Consider the following 24054-nt stretch of genomic DNA (forward strand, 5'->3'; position numbering starts at 1 on the left):
GGGCGGGCAGCGCGCCGGCGCCACCACGGATCTCTCGATCCCAGGTGTACCCGCTGGTCGCAGAGGCTCCCACAGCTATCGCCGCTGCACGTACAGAGCGGCCTTGTTGGCGCAGCTGATGAAACTGTTCCCGACCGGGATGTCGGGGTGCGCCATGGGGTCCATGCCGATCTCCAGTACGGGATTTCCGTACCCAACGCTTCACGGTCGAAAGTGAGACCCCGCATGCAACCGCCGCACAACGGAGGCTCATGCCCTGCTTGAGCAGAGCGATGACTCTGTCGAAGACATCATCGCCATGACGAAAGACTCGAGGACTAGGTTCAGTGGGCTCCACTGCGGCTCCTGATGAACAGGCCGGTGCAACCACCGATAGACCCCGCCCGCGTCATTTGGGGAGAGATGCACGGGAGAATGACTCTTCGGCAGCGCAGGCACCCGGCATGCCACTGGAACGGCCCGTGCATCCCAGAAACAGCGCCATCACTCCAGCGGCAGGCGCGCCTCCACACAGAACCCGCCCTCCGGCGTCGGGCCCGACTCGACGACGCCGCCCACCGCACTGACCCGTTCCTCGATGCCCTCGAGCCCCAGCCCGGCGCCCGGAGACGGTGCGGCGTCGCTCGCCGGCGGGGCGGTGTTGCTCACGGTCAGCTGCAGCTCTCCCGCCTCCACCGATGCCGTGACCGCCACCGTTGAGCCGGGCGCATGGCGCAGGGCGTTGCTCAGCGCCTCCTGTACCAGCCGGTAGGCGGCCAGCCCAGCGGCGGAGGGGACCTCAGGCAGCTCGGCGAACCCGTCGACGTGGATCGTCACGCCCGAGGCGCGGGTGTCCTCCACCAACTGCTCGATGTCCCCGAGCCCGGGCGTCGGCGCAGTGGGGACGTCGTCGTCGCCGCGCAGGATGCCCAGCAGCATCCGCATCTCCCCCAGCGCCTGCCGGGAGGAACGCGCGATCTCCTCGAACTCTCGCTGTGCCTCCTTCCCGATGTCGGGGACGCGATACGCAGCCGTGGCGGACTGGACGCTGATCACCGACATGCTGTGCGCCACGACGTCATGCAGCTCCCGGGCGATGCGGTTGCGCTCCTCCAGCTCACGGCGGCGCCGGGTCTGCTGGGCGCTGGCCTGCTCGGAGGCCTGCAGGCGCCCGGCGTTGAGGATCCACTGACGGGTCAGTGCTCCGAGCAGCACCACTCCTGCACTGACCGAGGCGAAGACGATCGCCGTAGAGAGCACCCCGCCCGGCACCTCAGGGGCGGTCGCGACCACGGCAGCGCCGGTCAGCAGCGCACTGGCCGCCCAGCCGCTGGCCGCCACATACCAGCGCTGACGCAGTGCTGCGACCAGCAGCACCCCGCACTGGGCGAGCATCGCGGTCACCGGCCAGGGCCAGACGCTCACCTCGGACTCGGCGGTGGCCCCCATCATGGCTGCCGAAGCCACGACGGAGAGACCGATGCCGGACCAGGAGTGACGCAGTGTGAGCACCAGGGCGCCGCTGTGCGCCACAGTGAGAATCATGGCGATCGCCACATTGACCTCATAGACGGCGGCGGTGACCGGCCAGCCCACGGCCAGCAGCACGACGGCGGCGAACACCGCCCCCATCCAGGACCACGCCTGGGCGCTGAAGGACGCTCCGGAAGCCCGCTCCGCCGGGGCACCGGAGGCGGCCTCGGGCCCGACGACAGGATCGACCGCCGGCTCGATCCCTGGGGCGACAATGCCTCCGTCGGGAAGCCTGCCCCGGCCGCCGGAGCCGAGCAGGCTTGTGGCCAGCAGCGCGTCCATCCACGCCAGGCCGTGCATCACGGCCGGCAGGGTGACCAGGACGATCACACCTACGGTGAAGAACACGCCGGAGTCCAGCAGGTACCGGCCGGTGTCGGTGGCAGGCACCAGCGCGGGGGCGATCAGGTCCAGCAGCTGGATCAGGCCGCGCTCCCCCGGGATGAAGCGGGACCAGAAGAAGTAGGTGATGGCGGCCGGCCCCAGGGCGATCCACAGCACCGCGATCACGAACGTCACCAGCCGGACCGGAAGGGCGATGATCGCCTCGAAGATGAGATCCAGCCAGCGCCGCGGGTCGCCCAGCAGGCGCATCACCCCGGCGACACCGGCCCCCCGCCTCCGGTACACCACAGGCTCCGGGACCGCGCCCCACAGACGCAGCCGCCGGCGGGAGAGCTCCGCGAAGCCGGAGGCCACAGTCAGGGTGGCCGGCAGCAGCAGCGCCCCGATCCAGAGCGGGGCGGTGACGATGGCGGCGGCGGTCAGCGTGACCAGCAGGCTGAACCCGAAGACCGCGATGGGCAGTCCGGGCAGCACATAGGCGCAGTCGCGCAGCAGGCGGCGGATCATGACATCGATCCTTGACGAGGAGCTGTGATGGTCACATCACACCACAGAGCGATGTGCGGGGCATACCGGAGGGGTACCGTGGGGCCATGCCTGAGACCCCCTCCGCCGCGGTTCGTGTGCTGATCGTGGACGACCAGTCGATGATCCGCGCCGGCTTCGCCGCACTGCTCGACGCCCAGCAGGACCTGGCCGTCGTCGGGACCGCCGAGGACGGGGACGGGATCGTCGACGTCGTGCGACGGACCCGGCCGGATGTGGTGCTGATGGACATCCGCATGCCTGTGGTCAACGGTCTGGACGCCACGAAGCAGATCGCCCAGATGCCGGGCACCCCGCCGCGGATCCTCATGCTGACCACCTTCGACGCCGACGAGTACGTCTTCGACGCGCTGCGCGCCGGGGCCAGCGGCTTCCTGCTCAAGGACGCGACCCCGGAGGAGCTGGTGCACGCGGTCCGCGTGGTGGCCGAAGGTGAGGCGCTGCTCTCCCCCAAGGTGACCCGCACCCTGATCGCCGACTACGCCTCCCGCCCCACGTCGCGGCCCCGGACCCACCTGCTGGCCGAACTCACCGACCGGGAGCGGGAGGTGATGACGCAGGTGGCCCGAGGCCTGGCGAACGCGGAGATCGCCGCCGAGCTGCACCTGGCCGAGCAGACCGTGAAGACCCACGTCTCGCGGATCCTCACCAAGCTGGGCCTGCGCGACCGGGCGCAGATCGTGGTGACGGCGTATGAGTCCGGACTGGTGCGGGCGGGGGAATAGGCTCGTCAGATCCGCAGCCGTCGCCGAGTCACGTCATGGGACGCGGCGAGTGGACCGCCGGGGGATGAGGCTCGGCGTCGAAACCTTCACACCCCTGGCCACCTCACGGTGATCGATCTTTGCCTCCAGCAGCTCCAGGGCATTGGCTGCGATCTCTTCAAAGGGGACTCTCACGCTCGTCAACGGAATCGGGAGATGCGCGCTGAGCGGGATGTCGTTGTAACCGACCACGGACACGTCGTCGGGCACAGTCAACCCCCGTCGCGACAAAGCAGACATGGCACCGATAGCAAGATTGTCGGTCGCGGCAAAGAGGGCCGAGAACCCGTGTCCAGCGTCCAGCATCTCGTGGACCGCTTCCGCGGCGGAGTCCATTGTGAAGTCAGTGGTCCTCACCAGCACGGGGTCGATCTCCGCACCCTGCTCTTCCATGGCTTCACGAAATCCCTGCTGGCGGAGCCGGGCGTTGGAGGCGAACTCTGGGCCGGTCAGCAGAGCGATGGAGCTGTGTCCCAGATCCAGCAGGTGTCGGGTGGCGAGGTATCCGCCCAGCACGTCGTCGCCGACTGCAGCATCCCCGTCTCCTTCACTGCGAAGTGCCAGCACGTACGGCACCTCAGATTCTTCCAGCCAGCTGTGCGCGGGGTCGTCGCGCCGGTCCGCGGCGAAGATGATCCCGTCGACGCGCCGCTTGACCAGATTCTGCACGGCACGTCTGGCCCCGTCCGGCTCATGATCCGTGGTGGCCACGACGGCCAGCCTGCCCCTGCGGTCGCTGGCATGGGAGATCGCTTCGAAAAACACCGCCATGGCCGTGTCGGTGAGCCGGGGAACGATGACGCCGACGGTGTTGGTCCGCCCCTGACGCAGACCAGAGGCGAAGACGTCACGGGTGTAGCCCAGTTCTTCCGCAATGCGTCTCACCTTCTGGGCATTCGGAGAGCCCGAATGGGGAAGCCGGTCGTCGAGTATGCGCGACACAGTCGACTTGCTGACCCCGGCGGCGCGCGCCACGTCCAAGATTGTGACCCTACGGCCTCTGCCGCTCTGCTGCTCCATGTGCTCGCCACCTCCCGCTGTCGACCACTCTAGAGGCAAGACGCCGAAGATTCTGCGACCGAGCCCCTTGACGCCAACTGTGACTCCCGTCATAGTGGGAACGTTCCCGCAATCGATTCTAGGAGTGACGCAATGATGGAGACGATGGATCTCAGGGGCCTCAACCCCGCACCCGTGACCGTGTTCGGCGAGGACGGCGACGTCGACCACGCGGCGAACGCCAAGTACGCCCAGTGGCTGGCCTCATTCGACGAGGTGAAGTCACTGGTGTGTCTCGGCCATGCAGGTGAGGGGACGTTCCTCACCGCCCAGGAGCAGACCGACCTGATCAGGACCCTGGTCGAAGCCGTTGACGGGCGTATCCCGATCATCGCCGGGATCACCGGCGAGGGGACCCAGGTCGCAGCCGAGGAGGCAGTCCGCGCCGCCGAAGCTGGAGCGACCGGCGCGCTCGTCTACCCCTCCCACGGGTGGCTGCGCTTCGGATATCAGGACGGTGCGCCGCAGGAGCGCTACCGTGCGATCTACGAGGCCTCCGGACTGCAGTCGATCCTCTTCCAGTACCCCGACGTCACCAAGGCCACCTACAATCTCGACACCCAGTTGGAGATCGCGGCTCAGCCCGGCGTCATCGCCACGAAGAACGGCGTCCGCAACATGCGCCGTTGGGACACCGAGATCCCGGTCCTTCGGGCGGAGAATCCTGACCTGCAGATCCTCACCTGCCACGATGAGTACCTGCTCCATACAATGTTCGACGTCGACGGCGCACTGGTGGGCTATGGAGGGCTCGCCCCGGAACCGTTGATCGAGCTCATCCGGGCGGGCAAGGCAAAGGACTACCCCGCAGCCCGCGCCATCCACGACAGGCTCCTCCCGGTGACGAAGAACGTGTACCACCGCGGCTCTCACATGGAGGGAACGGTGGCTCTGAAGCTCGGTCTCGTGGAACGGGGCATCATCCCCCGGGCCGCGGTCCGGAGTCCCCTGCTGGATCTCCCGGACCAGGCCCGCGCCGAGATCGCCGAGGCGTTGAGGGCCGCGGAGCTGACATGAGTGACAAGGCGGTGACCAGCGCTATGAGCCGCGGAACGTCTGAACGGCCAACATGGCCGCGGCGGGTCATCACGAGCCTGGCCATCATGGGACCGGCCTTCATCGCCGGGGCCTGGCAGTTCGGCCCCGGGGCCCTGACCACGGCGGTGCAGGCTGGGAACCAGTTCGGCTATCACCTGCTGTGGGTCATCGTCCTGTCCACCGTCCTCGCCATCGTGTTCACTGACATGAGCGCACGGATCGGGCTGCGGAGCGGGACCTCGATCATCCAGACAGCAAAGGACACCTTCGGCACTGCGTGGGGTGCCCTTTCCGGCGTCGGAGTCTTCCTCATCACCCTGATCTTCAGCGTCGGCAACGCCGTCGGCACCGGACTGGGCCTGGCAGGACTTTTCGGCGGTCCGCCGATGGTCTGGACGATCATCGCCTCGGCGGCGGTCGCGTTCGTGGTCTTCGCCAAGAACGTCTATCGCATCATCGAACGCCTGCTGATCGCCATGGTTGCGGTGATGGCACTCGGATTCGTCATCAGCGCATTGATGACCGACCCAGCCTGGAGCTCAGTCGCGACGGGCCTGGTCCTGCCGACAGTTCCAGCTGGAGCTGAGCTGCTGGTGGTCGCCCTGGTGGGGACTAACTTCTCCATCAATGCCGCGTTCTACGTCAGCTACGCGATCCGCGAGCGCAAGCTGACGGAACAGCAGTTCCGCGAGGTGCGCTGGCGGGACACCGTACCAGGCATCGCGGCACCAGGGCTGATGGCCGTATTCGTGATCGTCGCCGCCGTGGCCACGTCGCGCCATGGGTTGGAAGCCAACACCCTGCAGGAGCTGGGCCAGGCACTTGAGCCGGTGGCCGGGCCGATCGCCTCGACGCTGTTCTCCCTCGGGTTCTTCGCCGCGGCCTTCTCATCCATGACGGCGAATGCTGTGGCCAGCGGCACTGTGCTCTCTGACGCGTTGGGGCTGGGAGACAAACTCGCCTCGGCTCCGGTGAAGACCTTCATCCTGATCCCATTGATCTTCGGCGCGACAGTGATGATTGTGGCCGGCGGGAACCCCATCCAGCTGATTGTCACGGCGCAGGCCCTGATCGTTCTCGTGGCGCCCTATGTAGGGCTGGTCGTCGTGCTGCTCGCCAGTCGTCGGGCCCTGATGGGGAGGCTCGTCAATGGTGTCGCAATGAAGTCAGCCGGTGTGGTGGGGATTCTGGTGCTCCTCGCGATGAGCGGGCGGCTGGTCCTGTCCTGGTTCAGCTGACTCCGCTTCGCCGGAGGGGCGGGCGCCGTATTCGGCGTCCGCCCCTCCTGTCTCAGTTTCTCAGTCCACCGCCACGAACACGTCGTCGGCGAAGAATCCCGGTGACACCTTCAGCACGCCGTCCTCCACGCCGTCGGCCGGGACGTGGATCGCGATGTTGCCGGTGGTCGTGGCGCCCTCATACAGGGTGCTCATGGAGTCGAAGCTGTCCGGCGCGACCGTGAGCATGTCTGAGGCCCGGAAGGTGTTCCCCTCCGCGGAGACATAGTCGACGCTGACCATCGGGGTGTCCCCGGCGGGGTCATCACCGATGTACTGGACGCTGAGGTCCACCAGGATGTAGGCGTGGCCCTCCTCCGGGTCCTCGTTGAAAGGGTTCTCCGCCAGGACGGCGTCAGTGGCGTCCAGGTCCACGCTGTTGACCGTCACCGTCCAGTCAGAGGTGGTGATCTCCGAGCCCAGCGGGTAGGGGTTCGGGCGGGTGCCCTGCTCGGCGTCGGCGTCCGTCCCTTCAGCGGGGGCCTCGTCGTCATCAGACGACGCGGCGACGTCGGCCTCCTCCTCAGTGGCCGCCTCGTCCTCGGCCCCAGAGGCGTCCTCGTCGTCGCCGCCCTCATCCTCCTCAGGCGCGGAGACGGTGGTCTCGTCGCTGAAGGCGTCGTCGAAGGCGTCGGCCACCACGGCGAAGAACACGATGACGCCGATGACGGTGCCCACCACGGAGACGATCAGCCCGGCGATCCCGGCTCCGCGCTTCTTCCCCTTCAGGAACAGGGACACCAGCGCCAGGACGAAGGCGATGGGCAGCAGCACCCATCCCAGGATCAGCGCGCCCGGCACGCAGGCGAAGATCGTGCCGAGGATCGCGGTGATCAGGGCGATGATCCCGAGGACGTTCCGGCTCGGCGCCGCCTCGACGGCGACGGGCCCGGGATAGGTGGAAGTCATGGCTCAAACCTGCTTTCTTCATCAGTCTGCGAGTGCTGCACGATGTGCTGATTCGAGCCTGTCGAAATCCGCACCGCCTCGGCACCGCTGATCAGGCAGACCGCACTGCCCGATCGGGCACATCGGGGTGCCCGATCCGCCGTGTCCGCATGTCAGAGCGCCTCAGTACACTGACGGCATGTTCCCCCGATCGTGGCCCCGGGCCGTGCGCGTCATCCTCTCCGGCATCGTCGTGCTGGTGATGATGAGCACCGGGCTCCTGGTGACGGTGTCGACGGCGATGACGAACCCGGGGTACATCGACCCGGCGACGGACGAACCGACCACTCTCGGCGCCATCATGATCGGGGCGGCGATGCTGGCCCTGCTCACACTGCCTTTCTACCGGCGCGCTCCGCTGGTGCCGATGATCGCCGGCACCGTCGTCGCACTGCTGCTGCGCCTGGACCCCTTCGTCCTGGCCGTGGGGCTGACCGTGTGGGTGGTCCGGGCCGAGCGTCGCTGGCACTGGGCGGTCGCCGCCGCCGGATTCGCCGTCATCCTGATCTGCACGGGCCTGCATCTGTACGCCCTCACCGGCTGGCCGGATCCGGACTACCAGCGCACCGGGCAGATCCTGGTCGCGGTCGTCACGGTCCTGTGCCTGGGCCTGGTGCTGGGGATCTCCCTGGGCGTGCGGCAGCGCCGGTCCGCCCGCACCGCCGAGGCCCACGCCCGCGCCGCCGAGCACAGCAACGAGGCGCTCACCGAGCAGCTGACCCGTCAGCAGGAGCGGCAGATCCTGGCCCGGGAGGTCCACGACACGTTGGCCTCCGACCTCTCCGGGCTCTCCCTGCACGTGGGCGGGCTGGAGAAGGCCGCGCAGCACTCCGGTGACCCACGCCTCGGTGACGAGCTGCGCACCACCCGGCACTATGCGGACCGGGCACTGACCAATCTGCGCACCCTGCTGACCTCCCTGCGTGAAGGCGACGCCAGCGACGCCGCCCCGGCACCCTCCCCGCGCGGGGTCACCGACCTGCAGGCCCTGTTCGCCGAGGCCGCGGCCGGCGGCGTGGACGTGCGTCCCTTCGTGCTCGTCGACGGCTTCTCCTCAGCCCCTGACGCCCTGCAGCACGCGGTCCGCCGCATCCTCCAGGAAGCCCTGACCAACGTGCTGCGGCACAGCAGCGACCGCACCGCGGAGATCAGCCTGACCGGCGGCGAGGGCCAGGGGATCGATCTGCGGGTCACCAACCGGCTCCCCGAGCATCCCCGCTTCACCGCCGGCTCCGGCACGGGTCTGGTCGGCCTGGAGGAACGGGCCCGGGCGCTCGGCGGCACAGTGGAGACTCATCAGCACGAGGGCCGCTTCATCCTCACCGTCCGGCTGCCCTGGCCTCCGCCCGAGGCCGCCGAGCCGCCCGGCTGAGCCGCGGCCCGTCCCCCGCCTCTGACCTGGGGCTCCCCCGTCGCGTCAGCCCCCAGTTGGTAGACTTCCCGCGTGATGCTCTCTGTGGTGATGGTCGACGACGACGCCCTGGTCCTGGGCTCGTTGCAGAACATCCTGAGCGGCGAGGAGGACATCGCCGTCGTCGCCACCGCCCCGTCGGGTGCCGAGGCGATCGACGCCGTCCGCACCCACCGGCCCGACGTCGTCGTGATGGACCTGCACCTGGGTGCAGGCATGGACGGCGTCGAGGCCATCCGCCGGCTCCGCGAGCAGCTGGCCCCGCCCGCCGTCCTGGCGGTGACCGCCTTCGGCACGGACACCCACCTGCATGGCGCCCTCGACGCCGGGGCCACCGGCTTCCTCCTGAAGGAGGACGCTACCGAATTCCTCGCCACCGCCCTGCGCATGGCCCACGACGGCGACCCGATGATCTCACCGGCGATGACCTCCCGGCTGATCGCCAGCTACGTCGGCCCGCGGACGGAGCCGGTCTGCGAGTCGGCCCGTCGACGCGTGAGCCGACTCGCTGAGCGCGAGATCGCCGTGGCCCGGCTGATCGGTGACGGCAACACCTATGAAGACATCGCAAGTGAGCTGTTCATCTCGCCGAGCACCGTCAAGAGCACCCTGGCCAGCGCGCGGGCCAAGATCGGGGCGGACACCAGCGCCCAGCTGGCCGTCATCGTCGCCCAGGCCCGCCTGGATCTGAACGGCCGGGCCTGACGAGACAGCCGTGACACCGCCCTCTGGTTGAATGGTGCCCATGTCTGAGACCACCACGATTCCCGCTCCCCCGGAGGCGAAGAAGGTCCCCACCATCCGTGTCCACCACGGGGACACTGTCACCGATCCCTATGAGTGGCTGCGGGACAAGGAGTCCCAGGAGGTCCTGGAGCACCTGCACGCGGAGAACCGCTACACCGACGCCGTCACCGCGGACCAGGAGCCGCTGCGTGAGGCGATCTTCTCCGAGATCAAGCACCGCACCGTGGAGACCGACCTCACGGTGCCCTCCCGGCGCGGCGGGTTCTGGTACTTCACCCGCACCATCGAGGGCGAGCAGCACCCGATCTACTGCCGTGTGCCGGTGAGCGCCCCGGAGTCAGAAGCTCCCGAGTCCCGATCCCTGGACGCCTGGACCCCACCCGAGGTGCAGCCCGGGGAGCCGCTCGACGGTGAGGTCACCTACTTCGACACCAACGCCGAGGCGAAGCCCCACGCCTTCTACCAGCTCGGCGGGATGAGCATCGACGAGTCCGGCCGGCTGCTCGCCTACTGCGAGGACACCACCGGGGACGAACGGCACACCCTGCGCTTCCGGGACCTCACCACCGGGGAGAACCTGCCAGAGACCGTCGAGGACGTCCACGGCGCCGCCGTCCTGGACCCCACCGGGTCGCGCGCCTACTACATGGTGGCCGACGAGTCCTGGAGGCCCTGGCGTCTCTACGTCCATACTCTGGGCACCGACGCCTCCGAGGATCGGCTGCTGCTGGAGATCACCGACGAGCAGCTCTGGAGCGGGTTCGGGGTCTCCTCGGACAAGCGCGAGCTGATCATCCTCTCCGGCAATTCCGAGTATGACGAGTCCCGCCTGCTGGACCTCACCGACCCCGACGCCGAGCCGGTGCTGCTGATCTCCGCGGACCGCCGGCTGCTGCACAGCGTGGACCCGATCGAGCTCGACGGCGAGCGGAAGCTGCTGGTCACCCACAATGCCGGGGGCCCGAACAATGCGCTGAGCCTGACCACCGCAGAGGCGCTGGCCGCCCAGCGGTCCGAAGACCCCCTGGACCTGGGCACCACCGTGCTCCCTCACGAGGACACCGTCAAACTCGAAGGCGTCACCGTCACGGCCGCCCAGGTGCTGGTCAGCGCCCGGCGCGACACCGTGGAGTCCGTGCAGCTGCTCTCCCTGGACGCACTGCGCAACGTCCGCGACGGCGGCGCGGCGGTGCCGACGTCGTCGCTTCCCGGGCCGGGGTTCGAGGAGGAGCTGTTCACCTGCGCGGTGACCTCCGCCGAGCATGAGGCCCCCCTGTTCCGGGTGCTGTACACCTCCTGGTTCACGCCGCCGCGCATCTATGACATCCCGCATGCCGCCCCCTCCGACGACGGCGGGGACGCCGCTGCGCCCACCCCGATCCTGCGCCGCGAGACCCCGGTCCACGACGTCGACCTCTCTGCCTACCGCGCCACCCGGATCTGGGCACCCGGGGACGGCACCGCGCCGGACGGCTCCCCGGTGCAGGTCCCGGTCACCGTGATGCACCACCGCGACGTCGCCCCGGACGGCACCAACCCGACTCTGGTCTACGGCTACGGCTCCTATGAGATGAGCATGGACCCGTCCTTCGGGATCCCCCGCCTGTCCCTGCTGGACCGTGGGATCGTGTTCGCCATCGCCCATGTGCGCGGCGGCGGGGAGCTGGGACGCTGGTGGTACGAGGACGGCAAGAAGCTGACCAAGACCCACACGTTCAGTGACTTCCTCTCCGCCACCGACCAGCTGGTGGAGGCCGACTGGGCGGACCCGGCGCGCATCGCGGCCCTCGGCGGATCCGCCGGCGGACTGCTGATGGGCGCGATCGCGAACATGGCCCCGGAGAAGTACACCGCGATCGTCGCGCAGGTGCCGTTCGTGGACAACCTGACCTCCATCCTGGACCCGGACCTGCCGCTGTCCGCCCTGGAGTGGGAGGAATGGGGCAACCCGATCCAGGACGCCGAGGTCTACGCCTACATGAAGTCCTACTCCCCCTATGAGAACGTCCGGGACACCCGCTACCCGGCCATCGCCGCGGTCACCAGTCTGCATGACACCCGGGTGCTGTACGTGGAGCCCGCCAAATGGGTGCAGCGGCTGCGCGAGCATCAGCAGGGCGAGGCGCCGGTGGTGCTGAAGATCGAGATGGACGGCGGCCACGGCGGCGCCTCCGGCCGCTACGAGTCCTGGAAGGAGCGCGCCTGGGACTACGCCTTCCTGGCGCACCACCTGGGCGCGGCCGAGCGGCGGTTCTGATGGGCGAGACCGTCACCGTCGAGGGCCCGTGGACGGAACACCCGGAGATGGTGCGCGTCTACGACGTCGAGAACTCCGGCGGCTGGGACCACGAGTTCTACACCGCGCTGATCGAGCAGAAGGACGCTCGGCGGGTCACCGACATCGGCTGCGGCACCGGGGTGCTCGGAGTGGAGCTGGCTCGTCGAGGGTTGCAGGTCACCGGAGTGGACCCCTCGGAGGCGATGATCGAGGTCGCCCGCACCCGGCCGGGCGGCGATGCCGTCACCTGGATCCATGGCACCGCGGAGCAGCTGCCGACGGCGGCGGCCGACGTCGCCGTCATGGAGGGCCACGTAGCCCAGTACTTCCTACCCCGCGCGGCCTGGGACGAGGTGCTGGCCCACGCCCACCGGAACCTGGCCGACGGCGGCTGGCTGGCCTTCGAGTCCCGGAACCCGGAGGCCCTGGATCTGGACGCCTGGGACGCCGAGCACACCCGGGAGACCCAGCCGCATCCCGACGGCGGCGAGTTCACCTCCTGGGTGGAGCTCGCCGGGGTGGATGCGACCTCGGCTGACGCCGCCGACGACGGCCCGCTGATCACCCACCGCGGCCACACGGTGCTGCCCGACGGACGACACCTGGTGGTCCACGAGACCCTGCGCTACCGGAGCCTGGCCACGCTGGTGGAGTCCCTGGGGCAGGCCGGTTTCGTGGTCGCCGAGGTCTGGGGAGACTGGGACCGGGAGGAACTCGCCGAGGACTCCCCCGAGATCATCATCCTCGCGCAGAAGCTGCCGGACCCGCCGAGTGAGGAGCCGCAGGCAGCCGAATGACGAACCGGGTGCGGCCCGGCCGGGACTCACAGCGGATAGTCCCCCGGTGGGCGTGGACGATCGCCGCGCAGATCGCCATCCCCAGGCCGGTGTTGCCCTGACCGGCCTCGGCATCGCCGCGGCTGCGAGCGCCGTCGCCGCGCACGAACCGGTCGAAGATGCGGGGCTGCAGCTCCTCCGGGATGCCGGGGCCGTCGTCCTCGACGGTCACCTCCACGGCATCTGCACGGTCCGCACGCAGGCGCAGGATCACCGAGGTGCCCTCCGGGGTGTGGTCCTTCGCATTGTTGACCAGGTTGGACACCACCTGGTGCAGCCGGGCGGCGTCCCCGCGGACCGTCAGATCCGCAGCGCCCTCGGGCAGGTCGATGTGCCACTGATGCCCCGGAGCGGTCAGCTGGGCGTCCGCGGAGACGTCCACCAGGATGCGGGCCAGTTCCACGGGTTCCTCGGCCAGCGGCACCCCGGAGTCCAGGCGGGCCAGCAGCAGCAGGTCCTCCACCAGCAGCCCCATCCGCTGCGATTCGGAGCGGATCCGCTGGGAGGAATGCCCCAGCTCCTCCGGCATCTCCGTCCGGCGGCGCTCCATCAGCTGGGCGTGGGCGCTGATCGCCGCCAGTGGGGTGCGCAGCTCGTGGCCGGCGTCGGCGATGAACCGGCGCAGCTGGTCCTCGCTGCTCTGCCGCCGGCCGATGGCGTCTTCCACATGGTCCAGCATGCGATTCAGCGCCGCACCCACCTGCCCCACCTCGGTGCCCGGTGAGGTGTCCTGGTCCTGCACCCGGCTGGGCATGGAGACGGTGCCCTCGGCCAGCGGGGTCTGCGACACCTGGGAGGCCGTGCGGGCCAGCCGTTCCAGCGGGCGCAGCCCCAGCCGGATGATCCAGCGCCCGCCCAGGGCCGCCAGGGTGACCCCCAGCAGCCCCACCACGGTGAAGGACAGGGTCATGTCCCGGATGGTCTGGTCCACCTCGGACAGGGACTGCCCCACCACCACCTGTCCGCCGCCGTCGAGGGCGGCCGAGGTGACCCGGTAGGAGCCGTGATCGCTCAGCTGGACCGTCTCGGCGTAGGGCTCCCGGCCCGCACCGTCGAGCAGCTGATGCCGTTCCGCGTCCGAGAGCGGCGACACCACCCCGGACTCATCGGTGAGTTCGGCGACCTCTTCGACGCCGTCGGCCTCGATGACCACCACGGAGCGGGCCCGCATCCGGGGGATCTCCTGGGCCTCGTCCTCCACAGCGGAGCGTTGCGCCTCCAGCACGGTCTCGAGCTGGTCGTCCACCCGGTCCAGCACGGTGTGCCGCTGCACCGCCACCGTCACCACCCCGATCACGACGGTAGCCACCACCAGCAGCATCACGATCCCGGCCACCAGCTGGCGGCGCAACGGCCAGCGACTCAGCCGGGCCAGGGTCCGCTCACTCATCGGCGGCCCTGATCGAATAGCCGACCCCGCGCAGCGTGTGGATCATCGGCGGGCCGAGCGCGTCGATCTTGCGCCGCAGGTAGGAGATGTAGAGCTCCACCACCGAGGAGCGGCCCCCGACGTCGTACTGCCACACCGCGTCCAGGATCTGAGCCTTGGACAGCACCTTGCGCTGGTTCTCCATCAGGTACCGCAGCAGGGAGAACTCGGTGGCGGTGAGCTCCACCGGCGCCCCGGCCCGGGTGACCTCATAGGTGTCCTCGTCCAGGACGAGGTCTCCGACCACCAGCACCGAGGACTCCTCCGCCACATGCCGCACGTGCCGGCGCACCATGCCGCGCAGCCGCACCACCACTTCCTCCACGGAGAAGGGCTTGGTCACGTAGTCGTCCCCGCCGGAGGTCAGTCCGGCGATCCGATCGGCGACGTCGTCCTTGGCGGTGAGGAACAGCACCGGCACATCCTCTCCGGAGGCCCGCAACCGGCGGACCACCTCGAAGCCGTCGATGCCGGGCATCATCACGTCCAGCACGACGACGTCGGGGCGGAGCTCCCGCACCGCGGCCAGTGCGGCCTGGCCGTTGCCCACCCGGTGAGGCTCCCAGCCCTCGGCACTGAGCGCCATGGCCAGGACTTCGCTGAGCATCGGGTCGTCGTCCACCACCAGCGCCCGGATCGGACTGCCGTCCAGGCGGGTCAACGTATGCTCCTGACTCCCCATGGGAGCACCCTACCGGCTGGGCAGGCTCTCACCATGGTGGATCCCCGAGGCGAAGTGCCGGCGCAGCGTGCGCTTCCAGGGGGTCGCCGGAAGCTCCGGGCACAGCGCCGCCAGGCCGGTGCAGTACTTGGACAGCCGGGTCGGCCGCACGCCCAGCTGCCACAGGATCCGGTCCGCCTGGCCCGCGCCCGAGGCCGACTTCGTCTCGACGACGGCGAGGCCCGGGGTGGTCAGGGACTCGCTGCGTGCGGGTGTGGAGCCGGCCTCGGCGGTGCTGACATGCCGGGTCCACTGGAGGTCGGTGTCGATCGTCATCCGCGACGGCGGCTCCCCCGGCTCCGCGGCAGGAAGCAGCACCGTGGTGCGCCGGTAGGCGGTGCCCAGCGACGGCACCAGCTCCTCGATCCGCGCCGGGTCCACTCCGGTGGAGGACAGGGCGGCGGCGACGTCGTCGTCGGCGGTCCCGCGGAAGCGGTCCAGCTGGACATAGGGGTGGCTGGTGCGTTCCTTGACCGTCTCCCCGCGGGACCCTGAGCGTTTGATCTCCAGGTAGGCCTGGCCGGTGTCCACATACTGGCGGGTGCGCAGCTTGAAGCGACGCCGCCGGCGCAGCGTGGACTGCAGGTAGGAGACCCGGTCCGGGGTGTCGAAGTACAGGGACCGGTACCGCATGGCCCGTGCCCCGGAGATCTCCAGGACCCGGGCTGGGTCCTCCTGGAGGTGACGCAGCAGCGCCTCCACCTGGGGACCATGGACCACGTATTTGCGGTCCACGCGGGTCTGCAGCGCAGCCTGCGCGTTGAGCTGGTCCAGCGTGATGGGGGCGAATCCGGCCGCGAGGGACTCGACCATGCGCCCGGGCGGGGTCGCGTGGGGCAGGCTCATGCCCGACGCTCCAGCCCCTCGGCCACAGGATGCTCTGCCGCGGACGGACCCGCCAGGTCCGCCTCGGTGCGGAGGTCCTGGGGGCGCGCATCGGACCACCGCACGTTGACCGTCATGGTGTCGTCCACGAGGTCCACTCGGGTGATGCTCACGGAGCGCACCGGCGCGCCGATGAGGGGCTCGAGCCGGGCGCGCACCGTGTCCAGGTCGAGGTCCGCGCCGTCGAGGCGCAGGGTCTGCTGACGGGACCGGCCCAGCACCTTCCAGGAGTCCACCAGGGCCACGGCCAGCAGGATCAGGGCGATCAGGGCGACGCCCAGGGCGGGGTCGATCCCGTCGAAGCCGGCGATCAGGCCGATGGCCAGCGAGGCGAAGTAGTAGGCCACCTCATGCTGGGAGATCTCGGAGGAGCGCAGCCGGATGATGGACAGCACGCCGAAGAGGCCGAGGCCCACCCCGATGCCGATCTCCAGGGAGGACAGCACCGCGGCGACGGCGAAGACGCCGATGTTGACCACCACGAACGCGGTGACCAGGTCCCGGCGGTGGTGACGGCGGAAGTACAGGCCGAAGGTCAGCAGCAGGATCGCTGCGGCGTCGACCATGACCATCCAGAGGTGTTCCATGGGGTTCTCCTGGGGTTCTCGATGACGTGTCGAGTCCCCATGGAAGGGCACGATCTTATGAACGCCCTATGAATCGGCGATGTCTCGGTCAAGAATTCGTAGGGCGCTCGCCTGACCCCCTGCTACCGTGAGGCCATGCCGTGGTTCGCCTGGATCGTCCTCACCGCCATCATCGTCGGCGGGATCGTCGCCGTGGTCACGGCGCGGACAGAGCGCGGGATCGGGGCACCGGGCGACCGTGAGGAGCTCGAGCAGCTCAAGAGGCGCCTCTCCGAGCTGGAGAGGCGTCCTGCCGCTCCGGAGCTGGAGGAGCCGCACATCCCGACCCGGGCCGAGGAGAACCTCACCGCCGAGGACCGGTGGCGCCTGGACATGCTGGAGGCCCGGCTCGAGAGCCTCGAGCAGCAGTCCACCGACGAACCGGACAGCGACGAACCCGACCACGGCGACTCTGGCCACCCCGGCGACTCTGGCGATTCCGACGGCTTCAGCGGCACCACGCGCTGACGACGTCGTCGTCCAGAAGGGCCACATCCAGATCGGAGTCCTCGATGTCGACGCCGATGGGCAGCGTCCCGGCCAGCGCCCAGCCCTCGACGCCGGAGATGTCGTCAAGTCCGAGCCCGTCCAGCAGCCGCTGCGCCTCCGCCAGCCGAGCGCGGTCCCTGAGAGTCACAGTGCCTGGGCGTACTGCCCGTGGGGGCCGGTGCGGGCGATCGGCTCGCCGTCGAGGGCCAGCACGAAGTCCGGGGTGTCGCCACCCTGCGGCAGCTTCTCGGTGATCTCGGGCAGCACCCGGGAGCCCTCGTTGGAGATCCACCGGGCGTGGGAGGCCCGCACCTGGCGCGCGAAGGACTCGCGGTCCTCCAGCGGCAGGTAGGCGAGCACCGCCGAATGGAACACCACCGGGGTGACCCCGTAGGGCACCTGGTCCAGCAGCTGGGGCAGCATCCCGTTCAGGTCCCCGCGCACGATCGACGGCGGCTGGGCGGCCACCAGCTGGGCGCCGGCGTGGATGCGGTCCAGCCGATACTCCATGCCCGGCCACACCAGATGCTCCAGCCACTCCCGGTCCTCCTCCCGGCGAAGGTCCAGCGGGTTCAGGTCCACGCCGGCGCGCCAGGCGATCTCCGGCAGCGATGACGGCGGCTCGATGCCTTCCAGCCCGCAGTCCAGCTCCACCTCGGCGCGCACCGGGCCTGTCGGTTCCAGGGTGACGGGGCCCGCAGCCGTGCCGTAGCGGATCTCCCAGCAGTCGGGGTAGAGCAGCAGGCCGGCGGAGGCTCCCACTTCGATGAGGGCGACCGGGCCCTCGATCCGGGACAGGGCGAGGTTCAGCACCGCGCTGCGCCCGGGCTCATTGGTCTGGGTGCGCCGTTCCCGCATCGTAGTGGTGATGTCCTCCCAGTGGGCGAGGATCTGCGGGCGGGCGTCCGCCCAGGCCTTGAGCGGAGTGCCGTGCAGCCGCGCGGCGGCGAAGAGCAGGTTCGGCTGGCGCTTCTCCGGAGGCAGGGCCAGCAGGCGGTCGAGCACCTCGGTGTCCTCAGCGACCCCCAGGGCCCAGTCCTCGTAGAGCACCGACACCGGGGCCGCCTCGACGTGCCCGAAATGCCGGTAGAACTCGCGCAGGTGGTCCAGGTCGCCGTCGTGTGTGATCTCCCGCATACCCACACCCTACGGCCAGCTCAGCATCCGCGGAAGGACCCTCCGGTACGGTGAACCCATGGAGCGCATCCCGGAGTCCCCCGCCTCGGCGGACCTCGGCCGCCGCACCGGTTTCGATCCCCGGCGCCATGCCTTCCGGTTCCCGAACCGCTTCGTGGACGTGCTCTTCTCCGGCCGACTGCCCCCGGTGGTGGGCCGGAAGGTCACCTGGACCGGACGCGGGCGATGCGGCGGGATGGCGTTCTCCGCGCTGGACCACCTCCACGCCGAGGCGAAGGTGCCGCCGTCGACGTCTGAGGACTTCCGCACCGCAGACGGGACGTCTCCGGGCGTCCCGCCGGACGGGCATCCGCTGGCCGATCACATTCGGGCCCGCCAACGCCACAGCATGCTCAGCGGCTGGCACGGCGCCCTGAACGGACTTCGGTACCTGACGTGGAGCGCGATGCCCACCGGGTGGCTGATCGGGCTCACCCGGAGGGAGGTTCGGCGCGCCCTGGCCTCGCTCGACGACGGCGTCCCCGTGGTCCTCGGGCTGGTGAGCGTCCACTCGCTGCGCCCCTCGGCGCTGGGTCGCAACCACCAGGCGGTTTGCCACGGGTACCGGCGCTCCCCGGCGGGCGAGCTGGAACTGCTGCTCTACGACCCCAACCACCCCTACGATCCGGGCGCCCCGGCTCACAGCGCGGTGGTGCTCCGGCAGCGCGAGGGGGACGCGCCGTCGTCGCCGTATCAGTCCGGGGCTCCGGGTTCGGTGCCCCGGCTCTGGCGCGGCTTCTTCGTGGCGCGGTACCGGCCCCGTCCGCTGCCGCCCGCGCTGCGCTGACGGGCCGTCCGCGTGGTCAGTGTTCCGGGCCGCGGTCGTGTCCAGGGCAGCGTCATCAGCGCCCATACCGCAGCAACGAGCACGATCTCCCAGAGGATGTAGATCGGCCACGGGCCCAGCAGATCCAGGATCGAGTCGCCTGGGGGAAGCTCGTTGAGGAAGCCGTAGTTGGTGCCCAGCCAGGAGTTGAGGACCATGACGATCGCCGCCCACCCCAGCACGGCCGCGTAGGCGATGCGGAAGTCTCGCCATCCCGGCCGGTGGCCCAGTCCCCAGACGACGACGAGCGCCACCAGCAGCACCGCGATGTGCAGCCCCCAGTAGAAGGGAAACTCCACCGGTGAGAACCGCAGCTGACTGGGATGCGGGGTCAGCAGCGCCTGGGTGTTGAGCGTCAGGCCCCAGTACCAGGTGATGGCCACCGCCCAGCGGGAGCGCCGGATCAGCGCGACGGCCGCGATGATGCGCAGCACGTCCGAGTAATGCAGCGGCAGTGAGCGCCCGATGTCCCAGTTCTCCGGGAGCATCCACCAGCCCATCCAGGCCAACGACGCCGCCAGCAGCAGCCAGCCCGCCAGGCAGGTCACACGGTGCTCAGCCGGATGGCCTCGCAGCCGTCGGGCGCCCCAGACGACCACCACGCCCAGCACGGCCGCCAGTCCCAGCAGAGCCAGATGGCGCCCGCCGAAGACCTCAGGTGCGGCGGCGGCGATCACAGGGCTCACATCTCCACTGTACGTGTGAAGCGGTCTCGGCCCCACAGTCCGTCACGAAGACTCACCCCGAGAGAGGTGAACACTTGCCAGGAGATGTGACGTGCACTACATTTTCGTTCATCGGGAGAACAAAATGAGCTCACCCGCCGATCTCCCGCCGCACCCTCGGTGCCGCAACCCGGTACACAGCTCCGAACCGGCCACGGAAGCCTGATCACCTTCCTCGCCGGAACATGAACATTCCTACGAAAGGTGATGACATTCCCATGACCACCGCTCAGACGCCGCCCGCCCGGACGGCGACACGACCCCCGTCCACCGGCCGCATCCGCCGACTTCTGCACCGCCGCGCCGTCGCCGTCGCTGCTGCGCTGGCCATGCTGTGCGGGGCCGTTCTGGCCACCCCAGCCTCGGCCCAGCCCGTCTACGAGGACACCCAGGGATACCACGACGGCTACTTCTACACGTTCTGGACCGACGCCCCCGGGACCATCACCATGAACCTGGAACCGGGCGGCAGCTACTCCACGCAGTGGGGCGACACCGGGAACTTCGTCGTCGGAAAGGGCTGGTCCACCGGTACGTCCCGGACCGTGGACTACTCCGCGACGTTCAACCCGTCGGGCAACGGCTACCTGGCCCTCTACGGCTGGACCCGTGGCCCGCTCGTGGAGTACTACATCATCGAGGACTACGGCACCTACCGTCCCACCGGTGACTACAAGGGCACCTTCTGGTCGGACGGCAGCTACTACGACATCTACGAGACCACTCGGGTCGAGGAGCCGTCGATCGACGGCACCCAGACGTTCCAGCAGTACTGGAGCGTCCGGCATGACACGCGCACCAGCGGGTCGATCACCACGGCGAACCACTTCCACGCGTGGGAGCAGGCCGGCATGCCGCTGGGCAGCCACGACTACCAGGTCATGGCCACCGAGGGCTACCAGTCCTCCGGCAGCTCGTCCGTGACGGTCCACACCGCCCCGTGATGCGCAGGCCCTGACCCCAGGCCGAGACTCTGCACCCCGGAATCACGATCGCACCGCCATATCTGGTGAGGCAGACGTGATTTCGGGGTGCAGAACGGCCGGAACCCACGACGGCGGCGGTATCGTGAGCCGCATGACCAGTCACGCGGCCCGAGCGTCCGGGTGGCGCACACGCCCCGAATCGCCGACGGATCCCGCCGATGCGGCCGCCGTGCGCCGCATCACGCGCGCCGCCTTCGAGACCAGCGCCGAGGCAGATCTGGTGGACGCTCTCCGGCAGGACCCTGCCTGGATCCCCGGGCTCTCCATGCTGGCGCTGACACCGGAGGGTGAGCCGGTGGGCCACGCCTTGCTGACCCGCTGCCACATCGGTGAGATGCCGGCCCTGGCCCTGGCTCCCTGCTCGGTCGTCCCGGTTCACCAACGCACCGGAGCGGGATCGGCCGCCACCCGCGCCGGCCTCGACGCCGCCCGGGACTTGGGCGAGGACGCCGTCGTCGTGCTGGGCCACCCTGAGTACTACCCCCGGTTCGGCTTCGAACGAGCCTCCTCCCACGGGATCAGGGTCGGCTTCGACGTCCCTGACGAGGCTCTGATGGCACTCAGCCTCACCGGTTGCCCACTGCCGACGGGGACGATCCGGTACCCCGCACCGTTCGGCGTCTGAGACTGGTCCTCTGCACCCCGCGACGGCGGCGGTATCGTGACACCCATGACAGCGGATGAGCACTGGGAGCGGCTCCTCACCGCCCTGGAGCAGGACGACACGATCCTGGAGCAGACGATCCGTGACATCCGCGCCACCGTACCGGGCTACGACGACGTCCCCGACTCCGCCCTGGAGTCCTCCGTGCGGCGCAACATCGCCCTGAGCATCCGGACAGTGCGTGCCGGGTTCGAGCCCTCCCCGCAGGACGTCAGCGAGGCCGACGCGCTGGCCTCGGAGCGCTATGCCCAAGGCGTGCCCGTGGGCAGCGTGCTGGCGGGCTTCCGAGTGTGCATGTCCGTGATCCTGCACCGGCTGCTGGAGCACGCCCCGGCCCACCGCATTCCCGCCGACCAGGTGCTGGCCTCCTCCACCATCCTCTGGGCATTGGGAGACGCCTTCTCCTCCCGGGCGGTGCTCGTCTACCAGGACAAGGACCTCGCCCGAGCTCTGGCCGACTCCACACGCCGGGCGGCATGGATCGGCGACGCCGTCGCCACGTGGATGGAGCCCGCGGAGCTGGCCCGGGGCGCGGCCCTCTACGACGTCCCCACCTCCGCGCCGCTGCGCGCCCTGGCCGCCGACTCCCACCCGGAGGCCGACGTCGACCGCCAGCGCGCCCTCGACGACTGGGCAGAGCGGGCCGGAGTGAGGATCCTGACCGCAGTCCGCGCCTCCTCGCTGGTGGGGATCGTCATCGGAGAACCCACTCCCGGAATCCACCCGGCCCGGCTCACCGCGGCGCTGGGCCCCGCCGTCGCGCTGGACGAGCTGCCACGATCCTTCGAATCCGCCTCTGCGGCCCTGCGCGCCGCCGGGGCGGTGGGCCGCACCGGGCTGGTGGATCTGGAGAGCCTGTCCTGGCGGGCCGGGGTGCACGCCTCTCCGGAGGTCACCGCTCTGCTGAGGGAGCGCTACCTGGCGCCGCTGGAGGACACCGGCAGCTTCGGCGAGCATGTGCTCGAGGCCCTGGAGGCGTACCTGACCCACCGGCTGAGCATCCCCCTGGCAGCCCGCAGCATCCCCGTGCACGTCAACACGCTGCGCTACCGGCTCCAGCGCTTCGGCGAGATCGCCGGGGCAGATCTGGGCGACCTGGACACCCTGATCGAGATCTCATGGGCGCTGGCGTCCCGACGGTCCGGCCCACCTCGTGGCGGTGCTTCGTAGCTGGACACAAGATCCGCGCCCCAGCGTTGAACATGTCGATGTAGCCCAGATCACAGTCCGCGGAGCATGCTGGTCCACGGCGACGAGATCCCGTCGCCCGACCACCACCTCCGAAGAGGAGACCTCATGATCCTGGGCATCATCGGCATCATCGTGTCCCTGCTGCTGCTGATCACGCTCGCCTACCGGGGCGTGCCGGTCATCCTGGCCGCCCCCATCTCCGCCGTCGTCTGCCTGGTGTTCTCCGGGGCCCCGATCCTGGCCTCCTACACCGAGGTGTTCATGCCCGCGATGGCCGGGTTCGTGGGCAGCTGGTTCCCGATCTTCCTGGTCGGGGCCATCTTCGGGATCCTGATGACCGTCACCGGATACGCGGAGTCCATCGCCCGCACGGTGACCGGCTGGATCGGCAGCCGCAGCGCCATCGCCGCCACGGTGATCACCTCCGCCCTGATGACCTACGGCGGCATCAGCCTGTTCGTGGTCGCCTTCGTGATGTACCCGCTGGCCCGCGAGCTGTTCCGTGTGGCGGACATCCCCCGTCGGCTCATCCCGGGCACCATCGCGCTGGGCATCTTCACCTTCACCATGACGGCCCTGCCGGGCTCCCCGCAGGTGCAGAACATCATCCCCGGGCAGTTCTTCGACACCGGAGCCTATGCAGGCCCCGGCGTCGGCATCCTCGGCGGTGTGCTGATCTTCGGCCTCGGCCTGCTGTGGCTGGAGCACCGGCGTCGCAGCCTCATCACCAAGGGCGAGCATTTCGAGTCCCCGGAGTCCAAGAAGGTCATCGGAGGCTCCGCCGACGACGGCTCGCAGGTCACCATCACCCTGGCCCCGCCGAACCGGATCGTGCCGTTCCTGCCGCTGCTGATGGTCTTCGCCGTGAACTTCGCCTGCACCCTGGTCATCTTCCCCGCCCTGGACTGGTCCTACCTGCAGGAGGAGACCTTCGGGTCCATCGCCTACGACTCCCGGGCCGGCCTGTGGGCCGTGCTGGTCGCCATCGTGGCCGCGGTGCTGCTGATCGTGGCCATGAACTTCGGCCAGTGGAGCACTCTGAAGGTCGGGTTCAGCGACGGCGTCAAGCGCTCCATGCTGCCGATCTTCTCCACCGCCTCCGAGGTGGGCTACGGGGCCGTCGTCGCCTCCGTGGCCGCCTTCGCCGTGGTCCGCGACTCGGTGTTCGGCATGGGCGCCAACGCGCTGGTGACCTCGGTGGTCACCACCTCCATCACCGCCGGTCTCACCGGCTCTTCCTCGGGCGGCATGACGATCGCGCTCAACGCCCTCGGCGGGGACCTGCGCGCCATGGCTGAGGCGGAGGGGATGAGCCTGGAGATGATGCACCGTCTGACGGCCATGGCCGCCGGCGGACTCGACACCCTGCCGCACTCCGGCGCGGTGGTCACCCTGCTGATCGTGTGCGGGCTCACCCATCGCCAGTCGTACAAGGACATCGGTATGGTGACGCTTGTCATCCCGGTGCTGGTCGTGGCCGCGCTGATCGCCCTGGTCTCTGCCGTCGGCGGCTTCTGATCCGCACCTGCCAGTCCCGAGACCTGCCCGCCCCGACAGCTGATCGCCCCAACCTCA

The 24054-nt window shown here is 69.5% G+C and carries 24 protein-coding genes; 13 read left to right on the forward strand and 11 right to left on the reverse strand.

The annotated features are described in order from the left end of the window. Nucleotides 1–370: helix-turn-helix domain-containing protein (locus SD455_RS11860; protein ID WP_445508224.1), on the reverse strand; the 370-nt coding region annotated here is incomplete at its 3' end. 113 nt (nt 371–483) lie between these two features. Continuing rightward, the gene (locus SD455_RS11865; RefSeq protein ID WP_445508225.1) at nt 484–2364 is read right to left on the reverse strand and encodes a sensor histidine kinase; all 1881 of its coding nucleotides are present in this window, start codon (nt 2362–2364) and stop codon (nt 484–486) included. A gap of 86 nt (nt 2365–2450) precedes the next feature. Between SD455_RS11865 and SD455_RS11870 the strand changes: the two genes are divergently transcribed. Beyond that, on the forward strand, nt 2451–3128 hold the full coding sequence (locus tag SD455_RS11870; protein WP_445508226.1) for a response regulator: 678 nt from the start codon (nt 2451–2453) through the stop codon (nt 3126–3128). A 33-nt stretch (nt 3129–3161) separates the two neighbouring features. On the opposite strand, the gene SD455_RS11875 is transcribed toward SD455_RS11870, so the two are convergent. Then, complete coding sequence (locus SD455_RS11875) at nt 3162–4142, reverse strand: LacI family DNA-binding transcriptional regulator (RefSeq protein WP_445508227.1); 981 nt, start codon at nt 4140–4142, stop codon at nt 3162–3164. A 177-nt stretch (nt 4143–4319) separates the two neighbouring features. Here SD455_RS11875 and SD455_RS11880 point away from each other — a divergent pair, with 177 nt between their 5' ends. Beyond that, nucleotides 4320–5243, forward strand: a complete 924-nt coding sequence (locus tag SD455_RS11880; protein WP_445508228.1) for a dihydrodipicolinate synthase family protein — start codon at nt 4320–4322, stop codon at nt 5241–5243. Nucleotides 5244–5266: 23 nt separating this feature from the next. Then, nucleotides 5267–6502, forward strand: coding sequence for an Nramp family divalent metal transporter (locus tag SD455_RS11885; RefSeq protein WP_445508249.1), 1236 nt, complete (start codon nt 5267–5269; stop codon nt 6500–6502). Between the two features lie 60 nt (nt 6503–6562). Here SD455_RS11885 and SD455_RS11890 read toward each other — a convergent pair whose 3' ends face one another. After that, the gene (locus SD455_RS11890; RefSeq protein WP_445508229.1) at nt 6563–7450 is read right to left on the reverse strand and encodes a hypothetical protein; all 888 of its coding nucleotides are present in this window, start codon (nt 7448–7450) and stop codon (nt 6563–6565) included. 178 nt (nt 7451–7628) lie between these two features. On the opposite strand from SD455_RS11890, the gene SD455_RS11895 reads away from it, so the two are divergent. The 4 genes from SD455_RS11895 to SD455_RS11910 all read left to right on the forward strand — a co-directional run bounded on the left by SD455_RS11895 (nt 7629) and on the right by SD455_RS11910 (nt 12722). Next, nucleotides 7629–8861 (forward strand): sensor histidine kinase, encoded by a 1233-nt coding sequence (locus SD455_RS11895; RefSeq protein WP_445508230.1) that lies wholly within the window; start codon nt 7629–7631, stop codon nt 8859–8861. Between the two features lie 75 nt (nt 8862–8936). After that, nucleotides 8937–9605 carry a response regulator transcription factor gene (locus SD455_RS11900; RefSeq protein ID WP_445508250.1) on the forward strand — a complete coding sequence of 223 codons (669 nt, stop codon included), beginning with the start codon at nt 8937–8939 and terminating at the stop codon, nt 9603–9605. Nucleotides 9606–9645: 40 nt separating this feature from the next. Continuing rightward, nucleotides 9646–11904 (forward strand): S9 family peptidase, encoded by a 2259-nt coding sequence (locus SD455_RS11905; protein WP_070158880.1) that lies wholly within the window; start codon nt 9646–9648, stop codon nt 11902–11904. Continuing rightward, complete coding sequence (locus SD455_RS11910; protein ID WP_445508231.1) at nt 11904–12722, forward strand: class I SAM-dependent methyltransferase; 819 nt, start codon at nt 11904–11906, stop codon at nt 12720–12722. Before SD455_RS11905 ends, SD455_RS11910 begins: the two co-directional genes overlap by 1 nt. On the opposite strand, the gene SD455_RS11915 is transcribed toward SD455_RS11910, so the two are convergent. Genes SD455_RS11915 through SD455_RS11930 form a run of 4 tightly spaced genes read right to left on the reverse strand, consistent with a single transcriptional unit; the run spans nt 12664 to nt 16383 of the window. After that, on the reverse strand, nt 12664–14151 hold the full coding sequence (locus tag SD455_RS11915) for a sensor histidine kinase (RefSeq protein WP_139827558.1): 1488 nt from the start codon (nt 14149–14151) through the stop codon (nt 12664–12666). The genes SD455_RS11910 and SD455_RS11915 overlap by 59 nt on opposite strands. Then, nucleotides 14144–14872 carry a response regulator transcription factor gene (locus SD455_RS11920; RefSeq protein WP_070158859.1) on the reverse strand — a complete coding sequence of 243 codons (729 nt, stop codon included), beginning with the start codon at nt 14870–14872 and terminating at the stop codon, nt 14144–14146. The genes SD455_RS11915 and SD455_RS11920 overlap by 8 nt, the downstream gene beginning before the upstream one ends. A 9-nt stretch (nt 14873–14881) precedes the next feature. After that, complete coding sequence (locus SD455_RS11925) at nt 14882–15757, reverse strand: polyphosphate polymerase domain-containing protein (RefSeq protein WP_237089905.1); 876 nt, start codon at nt 15755–15757, stop codon at nt 14882–14884. After that, nucleotides 15754–16383: a DUF4956 domain-containing protein gene (locus SD455_RS11930; RefSeq protein WP_445508232.1), complete on the reverse strand. Its 630-nt coding sequence runs from the start codon at nt 16381–16383 to the stop codon at nt 15754–15756. Before SD455_RS11930 ends, SD455_RS11925 begins: the two co-directional genes overlap by 4 nt. A 135-nt stretch (nt 16384–16518) precedes the next feature. On the opposite strand from SD455_RS11930, the gene SD455_RS11935 reads away from it, so the two are divergent. Then, nucleotides 16519–16890 carry a hypothetical protein gene (locus tag SD455_RS11935; protein ID WP_070158858.1) on the forward strand — a complete coding sequence of 124 codons (372 nt, stop codon included), beginning with the start codon at nt 16519–16521 and terminating at the stop codon, nt 16888–16890. Here the strand turns inward: SD455_RS11935 and SD455_RS11940 are convergent. Further along, nucleotides 16871–17059 (reverse strand): hypothetical protein, encoded by a 189-nt coding sequence (locus tag SD455_RS11940; RefSeq protein ID WP_070158857.1) that lies wholly within the window; start codon nt 17057–17059, stop codon nt 16871–16873. The two genes, SD455_RS11935 and SD455_RS11940, sit on opposite strands and share 20 nt — an antisense overlap. Further along, a complete protein-coding gene (locus tag SD455_RS11945; RefSeq protein WP_070158856.1) occupies nt 17056–18048 on the reverse strand; it encodes a DUF2332 domain-containing protein in 993 nt (330 codons plus the stop codon). Before SD455_RS11945 ends, SD455_RS11940 begins: the two co-directional genes overlap by 4 nt. A 58-nt stretch (nt 18049–18106) precedes the next feature. Between SD455_RS11945 and SD455_RS11950 the strand changes: the two genes are divergently transcribed. Then, nucleotides 18107–18874 carry a hypothetical protein gene (locus tag SD455_RS11950; protein ID WP_070158855.1) on the forward strand — a complete coding sequence of 256 codons (768 nt, stop codon included), beginning with the start codon at nt 18107–18109 and terminating at the stop codon, nt 18872–18874. Here SD455_RS11950 and SD455_RS11955 read toward each other — a convergent pair. After that, nucleotides 18781–19599 carry a YwaF family protein gene (locus SD455_RS11955; RefSeq protein ID WP_445508233.1) on the reverse strand — a complete coding sequence of 273 codons (819 nt, stop codon included), beginning with the start codon at nt 19597–19599 and terminating at the stop codon, nt 18781–18783. The two genes, SD455_RS11950 and SD455_RS11955, sit on opposite strands and share 94 nt — an antisense overlap. A gap of 257 nt (nt 19600–19856) precedes the next feature. On the opposite strand from SD455_RS11955, the gene SD455_RS11960 reads away from it, so the two are divergent. From SD455_RS11960 to SD455_RS11975, 4 genes are all read left to right on the forward strand, one after another. After that, complete coding sequence (locus tag SD455_RS11960) at nt 19857–20582, forward strand: glycoside hydrolase family 11 protein (protein ID WP_070158853.1); 726 nt, start codon at nt 19857–19859, stop codon at nt 20580–20582. A 133-nt stretch (nt 20583–20715) separates the two neighbouring features. After that, on the forward strand, nt 20716–21249 hold the full coding sequence (locus SD455_RS11965; RefSeq protein WP_070158852.1) for a GNAT family N-acetyltransferase: 534 nt from the start codon (nt 20716–20718) through the stop codon (nt 21247–21249). A 45-nt stretch (nt 21250–21294) separates the two neighbouring features. Continuing rightward, the gene (locus SD455_RS11970; protein ID WP_445508234.1) at nt 21295–22458 is read left to right on the forward strand and encodes a PucR family transcriptional regulator; all 1164 of its coding nucleotides are present in this window, start codon (nt 21295–21297) and stop codon (nt 22456–22458) included. Between the two features lie 126 nt (nt 22459–22584). Beyond that, nucleotides 22585–23997 carry a GntP family permease gene (locus tag SD455_RS11975; protein ID WP_085437079.1) on the forward strand — a complete coding sequence of 471 codons (1413 nt, stop codon included), beginning with the start codon at nt 22585–22587 and terminating at the stop codon, nt 23995–23997. Nucleotides 23998–24054 lie beyond the last annotated feature (57 nt).

It is taken from the genome of Nesterenkonia sp. K-15-9-6 (genome assembly GCF_052656005.1).